Source organism: Microcystis sp. M_OC_Ca_00000000_C217Col, from assembly GCF_007095585.1.
Classification (GTDB): Bacteria; Cyanobacteriota; Cyanobacteriia; order Cyanobacteriales; family Microcystaceae; genus Microcystis; species Microcystis panniformis.
In genome coordinates this window covers 1-17344 of record NZ_SFBV01000118.1, presented here as the reverse complement: position 1 = coordinate 17344, position 17344 = coordinate 1, and the positions used below count along the sequence as shown (strand labels likewise).

15 protein-coding genes and 4 pseudogenes are annotated in these 17344 nt (G+C 43.7%); 11 read left to right on the top strand and 8 right to left on the bottom strand.

Features of this window, described 5'->3' with window-relative positions; translation table 11 throughout:
* Positions 1-113 precede the first annotated feature (113 nt).
* Complete coding sequence (locus tag EWV66_RS07115) at positions 114-437, top strand: helix-turn-helix domain-containing protein (RefSeq protein WP_052275802.1); 324 nt, start codon at positions 114-116, stop codon at positions 435-437.
* Here EWV66_RS07115 and secF read toward each other — a convergent pair.
* From secF to EWV66_RS07100, 3 genes are all read right to left on the bottom strand, one after another.
* A complete protein-coding gene (gene secF, locus EWV66_RS07110) occupies positions 434-1366 on the bottom strand; it encodes a protein translocase subunit SecF (protein ID WP_052275803.1) in 933 nt (310 codons plus the stop codon). The genes EWV66_RS07115 and secF overlap by 4 nt on opposite strands.
* 324 nt (positions 1367-1690) lie before the next feature.
* Positions 1691-3097: a protein translocase subunit SecD gene (gene secD / locus EWV66_RS07105; protein WP_287109153.1), complete on the bottom strand. Its 1407-nt coding sequence runs from the start codon at positions 3095-3097 to the stop codon at positions 1691-1693.
* A 26-nt stretch (positions 3098-3123) separates the two neighbouring features.
* Entirely contained in the window at positions 3124-4107 is a 984-nt protein-coding gene (locus EWV66_RS07100; protein WP_002742584.1) for an alpha-ketoacid dehydrogenase subunit beta, read from the bottom strand.
* 354 nt (positions 4108-4461) lie between these two features.
* On the opposite strand from EWV66_RS07100, the gene EWV66_RS07095 reads away from it, so the two are divergent.
* From EWV66_RS07095 to EWV66_RS07055, 10 genes and pseudogenes are all read left to right on the top strand, one after another.
* Positions 4462-6030, top strand: a complete 1569-nt coding sequence (locus EWV66_RS07095) for a YcjF family protein (protein ID WP_287109151.1) — start codon at positions 4462-4464, stop codon at positions 6028-6030.
* Positions 6031-6110: 80 nt separating this feature from the next.
* A complete protein-coding gene (gene yqeK, locus EWV66_RS07090) occupies positions 6111-6707 on the top strand; it encodes a bis(5'-nucleosyl)-tetraphosphatase (symmetrical) YqeK (protein ID WP_185236964.1) in 597 nt (198 codons plus the stop codon).
* A 55-nt stretch (positions 6708-6762) separates the two neighbouring features.
* Positions 6763-7167, top strand: coding sequence for a ribosome silencing factor (gene rsfS / locus EWV66_RS07085; protein ID WP_151696033.1), 405 nt, complete (start codon positions 6763-6765; stop codon positions 7165-7167).
* A 5-nt stretch (positions 7168-7172) separates the two neighbouring features.
* Entirely contained in the window at positions 7173-7676 is a 504-nt protein-coding gene (locus EWV66_RS07080; protein ID WP_287109148.1) for a CGLD27 family protein, read from the top strand.
* Positions 7677-7691: 15 nt separating this feature from the next.
* Positions 7692-8645 (top strand): asparaginase, encoded by a 954-nt coding sequence (locus EWV66_RS07075; protein ID WP_052275807.1) that lies wholly within the window; start codon positions 7692-7694, stop codon positions 8643-8645.
* 290 nt (positions 8646-8935) lie between these two features.
* Complete coding sequence (locus EWV66_RS07070; protein ID WP_052275808.1) at positions 8936-9202, top strand: hypothetical protein; 267 nt, start codon at positions 8936-8938, stop codon at positions 9200-9202.
* A 105-nt stretch (positions 9203-9307) separates the two neighbouring features.
* A pseudogene (locus EWV66_RS24035) lies at positions 9308-9397 on the top strand (divergent PAP2 family protein); the annotation flags it as partial.
* 44 nt (positions 9398-9441) lie between these two features.
* A pseudogene (locus EWV66_RS07065) lies at positions 9442-9882 on the top strand (AAA family ATPase); the annotation flags it as partial.
* A gap of 149 nt (positions 9883-10031) precedes the next feature.
* A pseudogene (locus tag EWV66_RS07060) lies at positions 10032-10736 on the top strand (AAA family ATPase); the annotation flags it as partial.
* A gap of 2 nt (positions 10737-10738) precedes the next feature.
* A pseudogene (locus tag EWV66_RS07055) lies at positions 10739-11380 on the top strand (DUF3226 domain-containing protein).
* A gap of 86 nt (positions 11381-11466) precedes the next feature.
* Here the strand turns inward: EWV66_RS07055 and EWV66_RS07050 are convergent.
* From EWV66_RS07050 to EWV66_RS07030, 5 genes are all read right to left on the bottom strand, one after another.
* Positions 11467-13320: a peptidoglycan D,D-transpeptidase FtsI family protein gene (locus EWV66_RS07050; protein ID WP_052275810.1), complete on the bottom strand. Its 1854-nt coding sequence runs from the start codon at positions 13318-13320 to the stop codon at positions 11467-11469.
* 185 nt (positions 13321-13505) lie between these two features.
* A complete protein-coding gene (locus EWV66_RS07045) occupies positions 13506-14027 on the bottom strand; it encodes a hypothetical protein (RefSeq protein ID WP_052275811.1) in 522 nt (173 codons plus the stop codon).
* 139 nt (positions 14028-14166) lie between these two features.
* A complete protein-coding gene (locus EWV66_RS07040) occupies positions 14167-15531 on the bottom strand; it encodes a GTP-binding protein (RefSeq protein ID WP_052275812.1) in 1365 nt (454 codons plus the stop codon).
* Between the two features lie 194 nt (positions 15532-15725).
* Positions 15726-16190 carry a 2-amino-4-hydroxy-6-hydroxymethyldihydropteridine diphosphokinase gene (folK, locus tag EWV66_RS07035; protein WP_052275813.1) on the bottom strand — a complete coding sequence of 155 codons (465 nt, stop codon included), beginning with the start codon at positions 16188-16190 and terminating at the stop codon, positions 15726-15728.
* Positions 16187-16957, bottom strand: coding sequence for a sirohydrochlorin chelatase (locus EWV66_RS07030; RefSeq protein WP_502705684.1), 771 nt, complete (start codon positions 16955-16957; stop codon positions 16187-16189). Before EWV66_RS07030 ends, folK begins: the two co-directional genes overlap by 4 nt.
* Positions 16958-17344: the final 387 nt, after the last annotated feature.

Genomic DNA, 17344 nt, shown 5'->3' with positions numbered 1-17344 from the left:
CCCTAAGCCGAGTTTTCAAGGTGCTGCGCCGTCCACTTGGTTTTCGAGACTGGCCTTTTAATTCTAACGTAAAGCCAACCTAGAACGGCGGGGTTTCAGACCCAAAATTTCCGATGAGTGAAGAACAATTTGAACTGGTACAAGGTAGCGGGAATGTGTACCGCGATTTTGGCGATGTAGATGCGGACGTGCGACAAGCGAAAGCACTGCTTGCTGCTGAAATTATCAAGCTTCTGGAGAAGGAAGACTTATCAACCCGCGATGCTCAAGTGCGAACTGGAATTAATCACAGTGAATTTGTCCAGATTCGCCGTGCTAATTTGGGACGCTTTACTATTGACCGTTTGATATCAATTTTGGGTCGTCTCAATCAACAGGTTGAAATTACTATTACGACCCATCCAAGAACCACTGATTCTTCACCAATGGCATCCTAACTGTAATTGAGTGTGGGTCGAGGGGAACGACCGCGCCACCAAGCTAGTAGGGTACTAGCGATAAAAATACTCGAATAGGCCCCGGCTACGAAACCGATAATTAAAGCTAGGGCAAAATATTTTAAGGTGCTGCCACCAAAGAGAAAAATCGCCACCAGAGGCAATAAAGTGGTCAGGGTAGTATTAATCGAACGAGTTAGGGTTTGACTGACCGCATTATCGACAATTTCATCCACGGATAATTCGGGGGTATTGACAAAATTTTCCCGCACGCGATCATAAATTACCACTGTGTCATTAACAGAAAAACCCACAATTGTCAAGAGGGAAACCAAAAATAAACTATCCACTTCTACCCCCGCAATTAAGCCTAAAACCGCAAAGACCCCTAAAGTGATCAAAACGTCGTGCAGCAGGGCGACAATGGCAAAAAAAGCGTAATCCCGTTGAAAACGGAAGCTGAGATAGGCGGCAATGCCAAAAAAGGAAACTAATAAAGCTAAAAATCCTGACCTAAATAATTCTTGACCGATGGTCGGCCCAACTGTATCGATTTGACTGGTTTCGGGGTCAAAGGTGCCAATTTTCTGATTTAAGGTGTCGAGTAATTTCGTTCTCTGTTCTTCTACGAGGGTTTTCGTCCGCACCGATAAAGTATATTTATCCAACACCTGCACACTACTGTTACCCAATCCCTCCTCGTCTAAAATTGCTTGCACTTCAGCAGTAGTTAAGGGTTTCTCACAGTTATTCTTTTTGGCACAGGCTAATTCTATCTGAATTCTCGTCCCACCAACAAAATCTAAACTCGGTCGCAAAGGCGCTTGAATAGTGAACCAAGAAATCACCATGGCCAAAATACTACCAATCGTCAGCAGGGCCGATACTGTCCACCAAAAATTACGCTGTTTTGTAACGTTAAATGCCATATTTTTAAAGAAAAAAGGAAAAGGGAAAAAAGGGATTGGGGGAGTGGGGAGATTTTTCAGTTATCAGTAAGCAGTAATCAGTGGGGAAGTGGGGAAGTGGGGAAGTGGGGAAGTGGGGAAGTTGTCTCATCACCCTATCACCCCAAAACCCTATCACCCTATCTCCCTATCTCCCTATCTCCCTATCTCCCTATCTCCTCCTGACTACTGACTACTGACTACTGACTACTGACTACTGACTACTGACTACTGACTACTGATAACTGATAACTGATAACTGATAACTGATAACTGATAACTGATAACTGATAACTGATAACTGAATTATTGGTTTGCCGGTAAATTAGGGCAGAAAAGTTGGGGTTTTTGGCGAATGCTAGGGACGCTTAACACAGTGATTAACAGGAGAGTACGACTACAGGTTAAAGCGGTAAACATACTCACAGCTACCCCAATGGCTAAAGTTAAAGCAAAACCCTTGACTAATCCCGAACCCAACCAAAATAGGGCAGCACAGGCGATTAAAGTAGTGACATTACTATCAAGAATACTGGAAAAAGCCCGGTAAAATCCCGACTCCACCGCCCGAAATAGGGATTTTCCGGCCCTTAATTCCTCCCTGGTACGCTCAAAAATCAGTACATTTGCATCAACTGCCATGCCGATACTGAGGATAAATCCGGCAATACCGGGTAACGTCATCGTGACTCCCACTAGGGCAAAAGCCCCCAGAGAGAGAATAGTATAGATAATCAGGGAAACATCGGCAATAATCCCGGGTAAACGGTAATAAACCGCCATGAAGATTAAAACTAACAGTAAACCCACTAAACCGGCGTAGATACTACGACGGATGCTATCCTGGCCTAAAGTTGCCCCGACAGTGCGAATTTCTTCCACTTTGACGGGAAAAGGTAGGGAACCACCGCGCAATTGAATCGCTAGATCGTTGGCAGTTTCGGCGGTAAAATTACCAGTAATCACGGCCCGGCCCCCTGTAATTCCCGTTTGGGCAAACTGCACATCAACCACAGGGGCGCTAATTAATTCATTATCGAGGAAAATCCCAATACTGCGACCAGTACCAGCGATCGCTTTAGTCAGTTCGGCGAATTTACTGCCCCCTTCCGAGTCGAAAGTAATGGCCACTTCCCAGTTAGTGCCTTGGGTGGAACTAATAGTGGCATTTTGCAGATTTTTTCCAGTTAAGTCCACCGACTCAAATAAATTTAAAATTGCCTCTTTAGATTTCTGGAGAGATTGTTCTAGTTCGGCAATTTTAGCGGCATTTTCGGGTTTATTCTCGGCTTTAAGGGCGGCTAATTCCGCTTTTTTTTGTTGAAAAATTGAATATTCAGCCCGAAATTCTCCTTCTGTACCTTGTTTTTGCTGACGAAATTCTAATTGGGCCTGAACATTTAAGTTTCTCTCAGCTTCTTTGGGATCTGTGACCCCGGGTAGTTGCACGATTACCTGATTTTTACTGTCCACAGTCTGCACTAATGATTCAGAAACACCGAGGGCATTAACGCGATTTTCAATCACATTTTGTACGGCTTTTAAATCATTAGGTTGAATGGTTGTCACGGTTTCAGTGGGTTTAACCTGAATGGTTAATTGACTACCACCGCGCAAGTCCAAACCTAATTGTAGGGGCAACTTAATCAGGATAAAGATCGAGGCAACAACTAGGCCGATGATCAGTAACAATAACCAATTTTGTCTCTGCATAACTTCAGTATCAAAAGGAGAATTTGTTAAATGCGATCGCCGACCATTTTTTGGACAGCTTCGACAATTTGATTAGGTTGAATAATCGTCAATCTTTCTAGATTACCGTTATAAGGTGTGGGGATATCTTGGGAAGATAATCTTAACACGGGGGCATCTAATTCATCGAATAACTGCTCGTTAATTAAAGCAATTAACTCGGAAGCAATTCCCGCCGTTTTCATACATTCTTCCACGATAATCACCCTATGAGTCTTGCGAATTGAAGCGGCAATCGTCTCCATATCAAAGGGTTTCAGGGAAATTAAATCGATAATTTCTGGATCGTAGCCATCTTTTTCTAACTGTTTTAATGCCTGTAAACAGTGATGACGCATCCGCGAATAGGTGAGAATAGTTATATCTTCTCCCTTGCGAACGATTTCCGCCTTATCGAGGGGTAAAAGATACTCGCTATCAGGTAAATTTTCCTTGAGATTATAGAGAAGAACGTGTTCAAAGAAAAGCACGGGGTTATTATCTCTAATCGCCGATTTTAATAAACCTTTGGCATTGTAGGGAGTGGAACAAGCGACAATTTTTAGACCGGGTACCGCGTGAAAATAGGCCTCTAAACGTTGGGAATGTTCCGCACCTAATTGTCTCCCCACACCCCCCGGACCGCGGATAACCATGGGGATTTTAAAATTACCGCCGGAAGTATAACGTAACATCCCGGCATTGTTGGCAATTTGGTTAAAGGCAAGCAGAAGAAAACCCATATTCATGCCTTCAATAATCGGACGCAATCCCGTCATGGCTGCCCCCACTGCCATGCCCGTAAAACTATTTTCAGCGATGGGAGTATCTAAAACCCTTAAATCGCCATATTTTTTGTAGAGATCTTTGGTAACTTTGTAGGAACCACCGTAATGACCCACATCTTCACCCAAAACAAATACTGTCTGGTCGCGGCCCATTTCCTCATCGATCGCCTGTCGCAAAGCATTAAATAATAGGGTTTCTGCCATATCAAGTCCCCGCTTACAATTCGGTCATCTTATCACTAAACTTATTATCTTACCCCTTTTCTGGCCCGAAGGAGGTGGGGAAGTGGGGGAGTGGGGAGTGGGGGAGTGGGGAAGTGGGGAAGTGGGGAGAGGGAATTATGAATTATGAATTATGAAGTGGGTAGATAGGGAGTAGGTAGGTGGAGGACGTAGGTTGGGTTGAAGCATGAAACCCAACGCCCGCATGGGTTACGCTACTGCTCCTATAAATAATTGTGTCTCCCTACTTCATAGATAACAGTCTATTATAGTTCCCGACAATCGGCCGGCAAAGAACTAAGATCAAGATCAAGGAATCCCCTACCGTTAAAGCTGATGAAATTACCCCGTCTTGCCGCTTTAATCATTGGTCTGAGCTTTATTTTCGGATTAATGTTGTGGTTAGTCAACTCTATCTATCGTCTTTACAGAGATATCGTTTTTCTCGCTCCCCTACTAGCCAATATTCTGCTTTTACTGATTATCGGACTGCTGGGCTTGCTGATCTACATTCTTTTGTACTACTTTTATCTGCTGCCCCAGCAGCAAAAAAGTCGCCGCGGGTTGCGTTCTTCCTCCCGTCCACCCCTAAAATTACCGGTAGAAAAAACCGAGGCCGCTGGGGAAACCTTAAAAGCTATCCGGCAACAAGTAGAGCAAATTCAAGATAAAGTAACCCAACAGGTTTTTATTAAGCGTTCCCAAGAAATTGAGCGAAGTTTAGTTAGAAAAGAAGTTAAAATCATTGTTTTCGGCACAGGATCGGCGGGAAAAACCTCCCTAATTAACGCCCTCATCGGTCAAATGGTGGGCAATGTGGAGGCAACCATGGGAACCACGGAAAAAGGGGAAACCTATAGTTTAAAAATGAAAGGTGTGAATCGGGAAATTCAAATTACCGACACTCCAGGCATTCTTGAAATTGGTGCAGCTGGAGGTCAAAGGGAACAGTTAGCGCGACAATTAGCCACGGAAGCAGATTTACTTTTATTTGTCATTGATAACGATATTCGACAATCGGAATACGGCCCTTTATTGGGTTTAATTGATATTGGTAAACGCTCTCTCTTAGTCTTTAATAAAATCGATCTCTATAGCGATGAAGATCGAGAAATGATTTTAAAACAATTACGAGAACGGCTAAAAGGAGTGATCCTTTCCGCCGATATTATTGCTGTTACCGCTAATCCCCAACCAGTACAGTTAACCGGTGGACAAATCATCACACCAGAACCAGATATTTTAGCTTTAATTAAACGGTTGGCTTCAGTTTTACGGGCCGAAGGGGAGGATTTAGTGGCGGATAATATCCTCTTACAATCCCAAAGATTAGGAGAAGAAGCTAGGAAAATTATCGATCGCCAACGTCGTCGCCAAGCTGATAAAATTATCGATCGCTATCAGTGGATCGGTGCGGGAGTGATTGCGGTGACTCCCTTACCGGTGTTCGATCTGTTAGCAACGGCGGCGGTTAATGCTCAAATGGTCAGGGAAATTGGTCAAGTTTATGGCTGTGAAATTAACAGCGATCGAGGCAAGGAATTGGCTCTATCTTTGGGCAAAACTCTAGTTAGTTTGGGAGTAGTGAAAGGAGCAGTAGAATTATTAGCCAGAATCCTACAGTTAAATTTTACTACCTATATAGTCGGTAAGGCAATTCAAGGGGTCAGTGCCGCCTATTTAACCCGCATTGCCGGCAAAAGTTTTATTGAATATTTCCGTCAGGATCAAGACTGGGGTGACGGTGGTATGACGGAAGTGGTACAAAGACAATTTCAACTCAGTCGCAAGGAAGAATTTATTAAGTCTTTTGTGGCCGATGCGATCGGTAAAGTGGTACAACCTTTTCAGGATGATTGGCAGCAAGAAGAAGTTTTAGAAGCTAGTCGCGAGGATGATTGGTAAAGATCGAACCCAGGAGTGATAGGCAAAATTGTATAGTAATTGTTACAATCGTTTTGGGGTTCCGCAAGGGCAAAAAAAAGATGCGACAGCAAGTTATCGACTGGTTAAAAGAAAACGTCAACGAACACCGTCTGCGACATATTCTCGGTGTGGAGACCATGTGTATTGATTTAGCTCGTCATCACGATCTCGATCCCGTCCAAGCAGGGCAAGCGGGGCTGCTACACGATCTGGCTAAATTTTTCAAGCCCAAAAAACTGCTAAAAATGGCAGAATCGGCGGGAATAGAGGTGGATAATATCTGTTTATCCCATCCCCACTTACTCCACGCCGATGTCAGTGCAGTTGTCGCCCAAAAAGAATTTAACGTTACCGATGAGGAAATTCTCGAAGCAATTCGCAATCATACCCTCGGTAAACCCAATATGAGCGATCTTAGCTGTATAGTCTTTATTGCCGATGCCTTGGAACCCAATCGCGGCGATACACCCGAATTAAACGCCCTACGACAACTCAGCTATCAAAATCTCCATAAAAGCGTTCAACAAACCTGCGATTATTCCCTAAAATATCTTTTAAGTAGCCATTGTCCCATTCATCCCCGCACGGTGCTGACCCGCAACTGGGCGTTACAAATTGTTAAAGAACAACCAACAGAAACTAAACCCATTGATTAACATAATCTCAAGACTCGCTTACAACCACCTCAGTCAAAGGATAACCACAACCTGAATGACCAATCCCACTGGAATTATTACCCCCATCGCCGAAAATCTCAAGACCGAACAATTTCTGGAGACAATTGTTACCGCTGCCGAGGACAAGAAAGCAGGGGACATCGCCATCCTGAAAGTCGCCGATATCTGTTATTTAACCGATTATTTTCTGATTATTACCGGCTATTCTACCACTCAAGTGCGAGCGATCGAGGATGCGATCGAAGCCGCTATGGAACTAGAATGGCAACAATCCCCCCGACAAGTGGAAGGAAAAAGCGAAGGTAGCTGGATCCTGATGGATTATGGCGATATCATTGTTCATATCTTTTTACCAAAAGAGCGGGAATTTTATAATTTAGAAGCTTTTTGGGGTCATGCTCAACGGATTCCTCTACCTAGCGACCATTTGGAGGAGTAGAATCCATGAAATCCTCCCTTGATTTCTGTCCCGTCCCGGAAGAACAGCAGCCGGTTAACGAGTACGAACAATTAAAAGAATCTTGGTTTTTTCGTTGGGCGAGGCTAGATGTAGCTTCTTATACAAAAAAATTTCTCTGGTTATGGTTGTGGACATGGTTAATTGTCGGACCGATTGCCGCCGCTAGTTTTCCCCTCAAAAAAGCCCCTTTTCTCTTCTTCTGCGCGGGGATTTTTGGCTCGACAATTTTGGTAGGATTGGTGTTATTGCGCTTGTATTTAGGCTGGATCTACGTCTATGACCGCTTGCAATCAGAGAAAGTATTTTATGAAGAGTCGGGCTGGTATGATGGCCAAATCTGGACAAAAACCGCCGCCATTTTAACCCGCGATCGTTTAATCGTCTCCTATCAAATCCAGCCCATTCTCCAGCGTTTACAAAAAACCGCCCTGATTCTAGGGGCAACTATCGCTATCAGTGGTCTTTTCTGGCTATTTTTCACTCACTAACCGCAACCAATCTGAATGAATAGGGTAAAACGTTCACCAACCCACCGCTTAGAAATTCATCTCCTCCGGGAAGGTATTATTGAATCGGTCCATCATGTCGAGGCCGCTATTTGCGATGACCGCGGCCGGGTATTATCCACCGCCGGCAGCGCCGAAACTAGCGCCTTTATTCGTTCGGCCCTGAAACCTTTTCAAGCACTGGCTGTCATCAGTACCGGCACCCTCGAACGCTACGATCTCAACGATAAGGATCTAGCCATTATCTGTAGTTCTCACCAAGGCACGGTGGAACACGCCCGTCAAGTCTTTAATATTCTCTGGCGTGCCGATATCGATCCTAATGCCCTGCAATGTCCTCTCCCGGAAGGTAAACCCAGTCGCTTGCAGTACAATTGTTCTGGTAAACACGCCGGGATGTTAGCGGTGTGTCAACAGCGCGGCTGGCCGTTAAATAGCTATCTCCGGCGTTCTAGTCAGATACAAAAGCTAATTTTAAGCAAAATTGCCGAATTATTGGGGATGCCGGGGGATGAATTAATCAGCGCCCACGATGACTGCGGTGCGCCCACCTATTCAATGCAGTTGGGGCAAATGGCCCATCTCTACGCCCAGTTAGCCTCTGGCAACCGTTTAGACTTAGAAAGAATCGTCCGGGCGATGACCTATCATCCCCGCATGGTAGCAGGAGAAGGGGCTTTTGACACGGAATTAATGCAGGTTAGCCAAGGGGAAATCGTCAGTAAAGCTGGGGCCGAAGGGATTCAATGTATTGGGCGCGTCGGTGAAGGTTTAGGATTAGCAATAAAAGCCCTAGATGGTTCCAAACGGGCTAAATATGCGGCCGCTTTGCAAATTCTTAAACAGTTAGGCTGGATTACTCCCAATGTGGCCGAATCTCTCTCGGAAAAATTCCTCAAAATCGGCAGTTATACCCGCTTGGAAGTGGTGGGAGAAATGGCTTTATTGTAAGTAGTGGGTTGACCCAAGGTAACACATCAAAAACTTTTCTTTTTGGTGTGTTAGGGCAGTATTTATAAGTAGCTGGTTATAATTAAATTAAAAATGGATTTTAGGTTCGATCCCCCCTGCCCCCCTTAATAAGGGGGGTGCCGATAGGCGGGGGGATATCCCCTTGATAAGGTAGGGTTGATTCATGAATCAACCCTACCCTTGATAACGGGGGTGTCTGATAATTTTTAACGCCTACCTACTTATCTTGATTTTTTTCCTCAAAAACCGAACTTCGGAGTACAATACCTATGACTAAATTAATTCAAGAAACTTTCGAGCAAATTGCACTGCTTTCTGAAGAACAACAAGATAGCCTGGCAACCTATCTAAAAAAACACCTAGCTGAATTTTTAGAAGAAGCGGAAAAAGAACGACGAATTGCAGAAGGGATTTATACCATAAGTGATTTTAACGAAAAAACTCAACAAGCTATTCAGAATATTGAAGAGGAAAAAAACTTAACTGTTGGCAAGGATGAAGTTGAACTGTATCAGCAGCTAGGAATTTATCGCTAACCTGATTATATGATGTCATTAATCTCTAGAGTCAGCGATTCCCTCTGTAGTCATGTTTTTGCTGGTTTTCTGCCCCGAAACCAGCTATAATGCTCGAAAGGTGAAAAGGGACTAAAAGCGCTGATTGAGTTAATCTGTGATGGTAAGGTGAGTCTGCGCTATCTAGTCTCGTCGGGGGCTTTGGCTACTGGGGTTGAGATAAACTAGATTTAATAACTAAAAATCCGGGGTAATCACTCATGTTACAATCCCTAAAAATTGAAGGCTTTCGCGGGTTTCAGAATTTTGAGATGGCCAATCTTGGTCGAATTAATCTCTTAGTGGGTAAAAATAATAGCGGTAAAACTTCTATTTTAGAAGCGATTCAGTTTTTGTATGCTCAGAATAATATAGATATATTTCTTGAAACTATTAGCTATAGAGGTGAGTTTGGTTGGTCAGAAAGTAATCTACCTAGTCGCACTAAAGTTTTTGAAATTTGTCATTTATTTCCTGGGCATGAAATCGTCCCAAGTCAGGAAATTATTATCATTGGTTCTAGAAAATCACATCAGGAAAGTGTTACTATTTCTGTGAAAAGTATTCCTATACAACTATCTCCATTTTCAGACAAAAATGATGATTTAAATAATGATAATATTTTCGACGATGAGGAATGGAATAAACTTCTTTTAAGTATTAGATGGAGTGGTTCTTCGGTTTGTTTGGCGATTTTTGTCAATTGTTTTTGATCTAGAGCGAACTAATCAATTAAATCTCTTGCCAGATAAGGATTTAGTCGATTTATGCCCCCCTATCGAACCATACCAAGTAACGAAGAGCCGATGGGAGTCAATCACAAAAACCTATTGAACTGGAACTTCTTGCCAACGGTACTCTTGCCAGAGATTCCACAAGAAGAATGGCTAGTTTAAGCAGAATTTCCCATAAAATAGGTATTAATAATAAAATTGAATTGAAGTTCTTAACACCATTTTCTCTAACAAGTTCTGATATGGCAGCACTTTTTGATAACATTGTTCTCTCTCCTTTAGAAGATTTAATTATTGAATCTTTGAAAATTATTGAGCCAAAAATTGAAAGGATAGCCAGTGTTGGTTCTGGCAAGTATTTAACTTCAAATAACCTAGGTGTTAGAGGTGGGTTTTTAATCAAAATTAAAAATCATGATCAACCTATACCTATTGGCAGTTTAGGTGATGGATTTTGGCGAATGTTAGGATTAGTTTTAGCGATGGTTAATCTTGAAAATGGAATTTTATTAGTTGATGAAATTGATAGCGGATTGCATTTTACTGTCATGACTGATATGTGGAAAGTAGTCTGGGAAACCGCCAAAAAACTCAATATTCAGGTATTTGCCACCACTCACAGCCGCGATTGTTGGCAAAGTTTAGGCGAATTAATTACCGAAGAAAAAATTACCGATAACGAGATTACTATTCAAAGGATAGATAGGGAAAAAAGCCAATCTGTAATCTTTGATCCAGAAGAAATTGTTATTGCTTCTACAAGTAATCTTGAGGTGCGGTAACAATGCCTAAAATAGAGACAAAAAAGTTATTAGTGGAAGGTGCAGAGGAATTGAGAGTTATTCCCCAATTAATGGCAGCAAATGGAGTTACTTGGAATAGAGGGTAAGAACCATTGAATATCATAAATTGTGATGGTGTTGAAAATTTACTAAAACCTAAATATATCTCTACGCAACTAAAAACTCCTAACGGACTAACTCATTTAGGAATTATTATGAATGCGGACGAAGAACCTGATAATCGTTGGAAAAGTTTATATAATGCCTGTTTACCAAATATACCTAACTTACCTCAAAATTTACCAGCAGAGGGATTAATTATAACTCTAGAATCGGGGATAAAATTCGGTGTGTGGATGATGCCCGATAATCAATCTAGAGGGATGTTAGAGACTTTTTTAGCCTATTTAGTTCCCGATAATAATCTTTGGCAATATACACAAAACAAGGTGATAGAGGCAAAACAACAAGGGGCAACCTATAGGGATTATCATCTAGATAAGGCTAATATTCATACCTATTTAGCTTGGCAAGATCCTCCGGGGAAACAACTTCACGATGCAGTCAAACAAAGAATACTTAATCGCTCCCATCCCCAATCGGCAAATTTTTTGAGATGGTTACAGGAGTTATACGAGATTTGATAGAAGTATGGATCGAAATGGGAATGACAGCCCCATAATATTTCTCTGTGCTTTGTTAAATAAAGCCTCTTTCAAAAAGACTTAAATTAATCCTGCCGCGGGGGTTTATTGGTCGCAGAACCCGCCGGAACGACCTTGGAGGTGGGGGGGATACCTTTGAGGGAAATGAGCGTATTCATCACCGTTTTTGCCACAGGAGCGGCAACAGTGGAGCCAAAAGTATTGGCACCCTTGGGTTCATCCACCACCACCAAAACCACATAACGGGGCGATTCGATCGGTAAAATCGCGACAAAACTGGTAATTTTGGCGTTAGGTAGATAACCCCCCGTCGGACTAGCTTTTTGTGCGGTTCCCGTTTTGCCTCCGATGCGATAACCGGGGATTTGGGCCGCTACCCCCGTCCCCTTGCTGACGACGGTTTCCATCATTTCCACCACTTGCCGGGCTACGGTGGGAGAAAAGACTTTTTTGCTGGGATAATCGGGCTGCCAGTGCAAACGGCCGCGGTCGTCGGCTAATCCTTTGATCACATGGGGAGTTACCAAGGTACCACCATTGGCCAGCGCACCGTGCAATTGTACTAATTTTAAAGGCGTTAGGGATAAACCTTGACCAAAAGAAGCGGTGGCCGATTCAATGGCATTATCCAGAAATTCTTGTTCGGGTTTGAGATATCCTGACACTTCTCCGGGTAAATCTACACCAACCCTTTGATTTATGTCCAATCCTAATAAACTTTTATAGAAATCAACTCGCCCCATTTTTTGGGCAATTTGCACCATGGCCACGTTACTAGAGGTTTGCAGAACTCGGGCCATATCTAGCGTCCCATAACCCTGTTTAGAGGCATTTTTAATCGTCCAGGGACCGACAGTAATTGCCCCCGGATCATTGACTACTGTATTAGCTTTAATTGCCCCTGCTTTCATGGCCAGGGCGATAATAATTGGTTTAAAAGTTGACCCCGGTTCGTACTGATCGGCTACAGTCCAATTTTTAAATAGAGCCACATTGGCTTTATAATATTCATTGGGGTTAAAAGTTGGCTCACAAACTAGGGCTAAAAGAGAACCATCAAGGGAGTCCATGACGATGACAGCCCCCCGTTTAGCATTAAATTTTTTTAGCTGTTCTCGTAGGGCTGTGCGGGCGGCTCTTTGTAGTTTTAAATCGAGGGTTACTTCTAACTGTAATTCATCAAATTGAAAGATACCATCGGGAACAAAAGCTGGTAAAATTCGCCCGTCTCCCATGCGTCTTGTATTGACAGAAAAAGGGTCTCTTTCTAATAACTGACTGGAACCTCGTTCTAATCCTGCTTGACCACGATGTTCTTTATCTACATAGCCAATCACGTCGGCTGCCACATCGTCTTGGGGATAATAACGAGCGTACTTTTCCTCTAATTCTACACCGTCAAGAGATAATTGTTTTAATCCCCTAGCCACGGATTCGGTTAATTGATTGGCTAAACGAATTCCTGTTTCTTTTTCTTTAAATCTTTGAATCAGTTGATTAGTAGGAATATTTAATAAAGGAGCTAATTTATCAGCCACTTCTGCCGGCGGAATAGCAAACAGTTTTGGGTGTACATAAAGAGTATAAATCAAGCGATCGGTCGCCAAAACATTACCATTACTATCGACGATCGCCCGTCGGGGAATATAGGGTCTAATACTGGTAGTTTGCTGTTTTCTGGCTCTTTTTTGTAATTCCTGTCCTTGTACTATTTGTAACTGATACAATCGCCAAGCTAAACCCACAATACCCATGACTAAAATCAACCACACCGCCACCAATCGCCCGTTACTCAAAGGCATTTTTTTTAACTGTTGTTGCCGTTTTTTGGCGGTTAAATAGGACTTTCTGTCCCGGATCCTGCCCGAGGGCGATCGAGTTTCTTTACCTCTAAATCTGGGTCTTTTTGTGTCAGTCATGAGCAGTATCTTTCAGTGATCAGTAATCAGTGATCAGTAAACAGTAATCAGTAATCAGTGATCAGTAAACAGTAAACAGTGATCAGTAAACAGACAGTAGGAAACTTCTATTTAATACTGCACACTTAAAAACTCACATCTGATAACTTTTAACTTACCCACTGATAACTGATAACTGATAACTGTTAATAGGCACTTCTCGGTCGAGAATTGACGGTAGATTGGGGTTGAGAAGCGGTGGCCGGTTTCAGGTTAGGGGCAGATTTACGCTGTAAAAAGATAGTTTGGAAGGGTTGGGGATGAGTTAATCCGGTTTCGGGTTTTTCTGCTTGTTGAGCTAGTTGATGTTTAAGGGTTTCATTGGTGGCCAAAAGATGGCGCTCGTGACGTTGCAGTGTTTCCAGTTTACCAAATTCTTTGTCCCAAACCTTGGGAATATATACCGTCCAAGCATATATTCCCAGAGTCGAACCCAACAGACAAAAAGTAATCACGGCCACTATTCTTTCTAGGAGGCAAAGGGAACGTAATTGACGCGAGGCTAATTGTTTTTGTGTCGGGGCCACGGGAACTCTCACCACCGATTTAGTCGTCGGTTTTACTGTTGGGGTCGTCTGATTTACTGGTGACTGGGGACGGTGTTGACTGCCTTGGCTTTTTTGGCGAGAAACGGGAACGGGAATATAGGACTTATGGGCAGCAGACATGATTTTCTCTCGATATTTCTAGCTAGTGGTCGTTGTCAAAAATTAAGTTTCTAAAATTAGGAGTCGGTCATCAGTAGTCAGTAGGAAATATTTAATTGATCACTGTTGCCTTTTTTCCTTTTTACTTTTTCCCTTAAAATCACTGTTCTAGCTCTAGACGTAAACGATATAAGATAGTTTGCGGATGAACTTGAGCGAGAATTTGATTAATCACCGTACTCGGTCCAGATGCCCCCCAACTACAACCGCGTTCTAGATAGATTTTAGCGGCTTTCCCGATGATATAGGTTCCATAAGCAGCAATTCCTCCCTGTAGGAGGGCGGTGCTACCGTAGAGAGTTAAAGAGGTAGGATTTTCAAAAATACTCGCCGCTGCCGCTGCCGTTTTGCCCAAACCGATAATCACAGTGCCGAGGATTTCCCCCACCAGCAACCCCGCACTACTCAAAAGTAGAGTCCGCCAGAGTTGACCAGCTTGGTGACTGGTAATTGGCAAGCCGTACAAACGAGCTAAAGCCCGAACTAGAGTCAAATCGACGATTGAAGCCCCTAGTAGGTCTAAAATAGCGATCGGATTGGCCGCAATCGCTAAAGCCTTATATTTCGCGTATTGCCAGATAATTTCCTCCGCTTGACTGTCCCGCAGTTCTAGGGTTTTTCTAGCGATATTTTCCTCCGCTTCTTGCCCCTGCACTAAAGCATTTAAGGCCAGCAGCGATCGCCCTTCCCGATTTAAAATCGTTAAGAGTTTATCTTGCAGCTCCTCAATTTGGGGGGGAGGGGTTTCCCACTCAGTCACCACGCTCCCATCGGGGTATTCCACCCGGACGGGAATCGGTTGCGGTTCGGCGGCTACCATAACTATCTCATCGCTAGTTAACAAATCTTCTAACGTTTTTTCGTCCCGATTGGTTCCTAATCTCTGTAACTGCTGAAAAATCTGACGGCGATCAGCTTCTGGATAGAGATCAATCTTATTAAACACCAAAATAATCGGTTTTTTAGCCCGGCGCAATTCTCCTAATGCCTCGTATTCGGTGCGGGTAATATCCCCCGCAACGATAAATAAAATCAAATCGGCACTTTTAGCGACTTCTCTGGCCATATTCGCCCGTGCTTCCCCTTCAATCTCATCCAATCCGGGGGTATCGATTAATTCTATCTGAATTTTACCCGTGGCTGGTGTCCAACGCACCGATCGCGGCCAGCGTGTCACCCCGTGCAGGGGGCCGGTTGCCAGGACTTTTTGACCGACTAAAGCGTTTACCACCGAGGATTTACCGCGACTGACTAACCCGAAGGCCGCCACCCGAATCACTGTTTCATCCAGTTTATCCAAGGCCGATTTGAGGGACTGCAAATCCTGTTTAACGGCGGCCTGAAGTTGGGGATCGGGGGGATAATTCCAATGGCGGCGAAAACTGGCATACCAAGTTAAGGCCTGTTGCAAACTAGCTTTAGCCTGATTGTAATGAGTTTCCTCGAGCGATGGGGTCTTGGTCACGGTTGATTTTTTTACTGTTTATTGATGCTGCTGCCTTTATTGTAGAGTTTCGGGGCGGTAACTGAGATGAGGTTATTTGGGGTGGTGGGGAGGTGGGGAAGTGGGGAAGTGGGGAAGTGGGGAGCAGGAGAGATGGGGGAATTTCAACTAAAACCCTAAAACCCTAAAACCCTAAAACCCCAACACCTAACATCCTACTCCGCCAATCCCAATCGGCCCAATAGCTGAAGGATAGTTTTTCCAGTGACGGGATCTCGCCAATCGGGGGCAATTTCTGCCAGGGGAAGCAGCACGAAGGCCCGTTCTCGGCAGCGGGGATGGGGTATCTTTAATTCGGGCGTTTCTAAGATCAGGTCATCATAAAATATTAAGTCTAAATCGAGGGTACGCGGTCCCCATCTTTCCCGTCGGACTCTCCCGAATAACTGCTCGATTTCTAACAATTTATGCAGTAAATCTAAGGGAGATAAGTCCACTTGCACAATGGCGCAACCGTTGAGATAATCGGGCTGAGGAGGGCCGACGGCTGCGGTTTGATACCATTGGGAATGAGCTTCTAGTTTAATTCCTTTGACTCGCTCTAATTCCCCTAAAGCTTGCCCTAAAATTGTCGCTGAATCTCCTAAATTACCGCCCAAAGCGATCGCTGCCCGCTTCATCCACATCCTTCCTCAACAATAATCTCGGCTAATTCCCCCGTCGCCCCCAAAGATTTACCTAAAGATATATTGACATTTGGATGCTTTTGTGATAGTTCAAAAACTTGGGCTTCGATCGCGGCGGTAATTCCACCAGTAAAGAGGAAATAGGGCAGTATAGCAATTGTTGGGCTACCTTGAGCAATTAAACTCTCGATTTGTTGGGATAAACTCGGTTCTATCGACCAATAAGCTGTAATTGCTCCAGAAAACGCCGCTAGATTTTCCACTTCCCGATTACCCCCGGGGCGACGACTACCGTGGGACAGTAAAATGCGGTCTTGGGGGCTTAAATCAGCAAATTGTCGGGATAACAGCGATTTTATGCCCTGATAACTGCCTAAATGGGGCTTTAACTCTAGCTCAATCGGCGATCGCACTTTGGCCACGGCTGCGGGAATATCTTCTTTAACGTGAACCCCCGACAGGAGAAACAGGGGGATAATCTGCAACCGGTTACATCCTTGGCTTTGTGCTTGTTGGGCAAAAGCTTCTATTTGTTGATGGAGAGGTGTTATCGCTAATTCTAGGGCGGCAGTCCCCACTAATACCCGATTATCTGCTTCTAGAACCGCTAGAGATGGGCTAAACTCCGATTTACTCGCCAATCTTTCGGCGGGTTGACTGATTTTTTCTTGAACTAAGGCTGCTAATCGTGTCACCGCCATGGCTGGACGCGGATCGCGACTACCGTGGAAAACCAATAAGTAGGCTGAGGAGGTCTTCAAAGAAATCTGGCCAAAATAGTTTAGTTTTTAGCCTAATACATTTTCTCTCCCTTTAGGCATCAATTCTCCTGATATTCTCGATTTAGCTGGTAAGCGGAAAAACCTCCCCACTAGCGGGCGTTGGGTTTCATGCTTCAACCCAACCTACGTTCATTTTATATTTAATTCCAGCCACCTACTTAGCTGGTAAGCGGAAAAACCTCCCCATTAGCTCCAAGTGCTACCATTTTAGGCAATGTAAAGTGTGAGCAAATCAGCCCGCTGGCTTGAGTTATACTTTGCACGGCTACAACTTGCATTTTTTACTCAAGGACAATAATATAGTTTAAGAGTCATAATTAGAAGCAAAGCACTCATTAAAAACATGATTAACCTAGAATTCACGGA

Bases quoted from the DNA above. Each gene is read 5' to 3' on its own strand.
- EWV66_RS07115 (WP_052275802.1), top strand. From the start codon at position 114: ATGAGTGAAGAACAATTTGAACTGGTACAAGGTAGCGGGAATGTGTAC.
- secF (WP_052275803.1), bottom strand. From the start codon at position 1,366: ATGGCATTTAACGTTACAAAACAGCGTAATTTTTGGTGGACAGTATCG.
- secD (WP_287109153.1), bottom strand. From the start codon at position 3,097: ATGCAGAGACAAAATTGGTTATTGTTACTGATCATCGGCCTAGTTGTT.
- EWV66_RS07100 (WP_002742584.1), bottom strand. From the start codon at position 4,107: ATGGCAGAAACCCTATTATTTAATGCTTTGCGACAGGCGATCGATGAG.
- EWV66_RS07095 (WP_287109151.1), top strand. From the start codon at position 4,462: ATGAAATTACCCCGTCTTGCCGCTTTAATCATTGGTCTGAGCTTTATT.
- yqeK (WP_185236964.1), top strand. From the start codon at position 6,111: ATGCGACAGCAAGTTATCGACTGGTTAAAAGAAAACGTCAACGAACAC.
- rsfS (WP_151696033.1), top strand. From the start codon at position 6,763: ATGACCAATCCCACTGGAATTATTACCCCCATCGCCGAAAATCTCAAG.
- EWV66_RS07080 (WP_287109148.1), top strand. From the start codon at position 7,173: ATGAAATCCTCCCTTGATTTCTGTCCCGTCCCGGAAGAACAGCAGCCG.
- EWV66_RS07075 (WP_052275807.1), top strand. From the start codon at position 7,692: ATGAATAGGGTAAAACGTTCACCAACCCACCGCTTAGAAATTCATCTC.
- EWV66_RS07070 (WP_052275808.1), top strand. From the start codon at position 8,936: ATGACTAAATTAATTCAAGAAACTTTCGAGCAAATTGCACTGCTTTCT.
- EWV66_RS07050 (WP_052275810.1), bottom strand. From the start codon at position 13,320: ATGACTGACACAAAAAGACCCAGATTTAGAGGTAAAGAAACTCGATCG.
- EWV66_RS07045 (WP_052275811.1), bottom strand. From the start codon at position 14,027: ATGTCTGCTGCCCATAAGTCCTATATTCCCGTTCCCGTTTCTCGCCAA.
- folK (WP_052275813.1), bottom strand. From the start codon at position 16,190: ATGAAGCGGGCAGCGATCGCTTTGGGCGGTAATTTAGGAGATTCAGCG.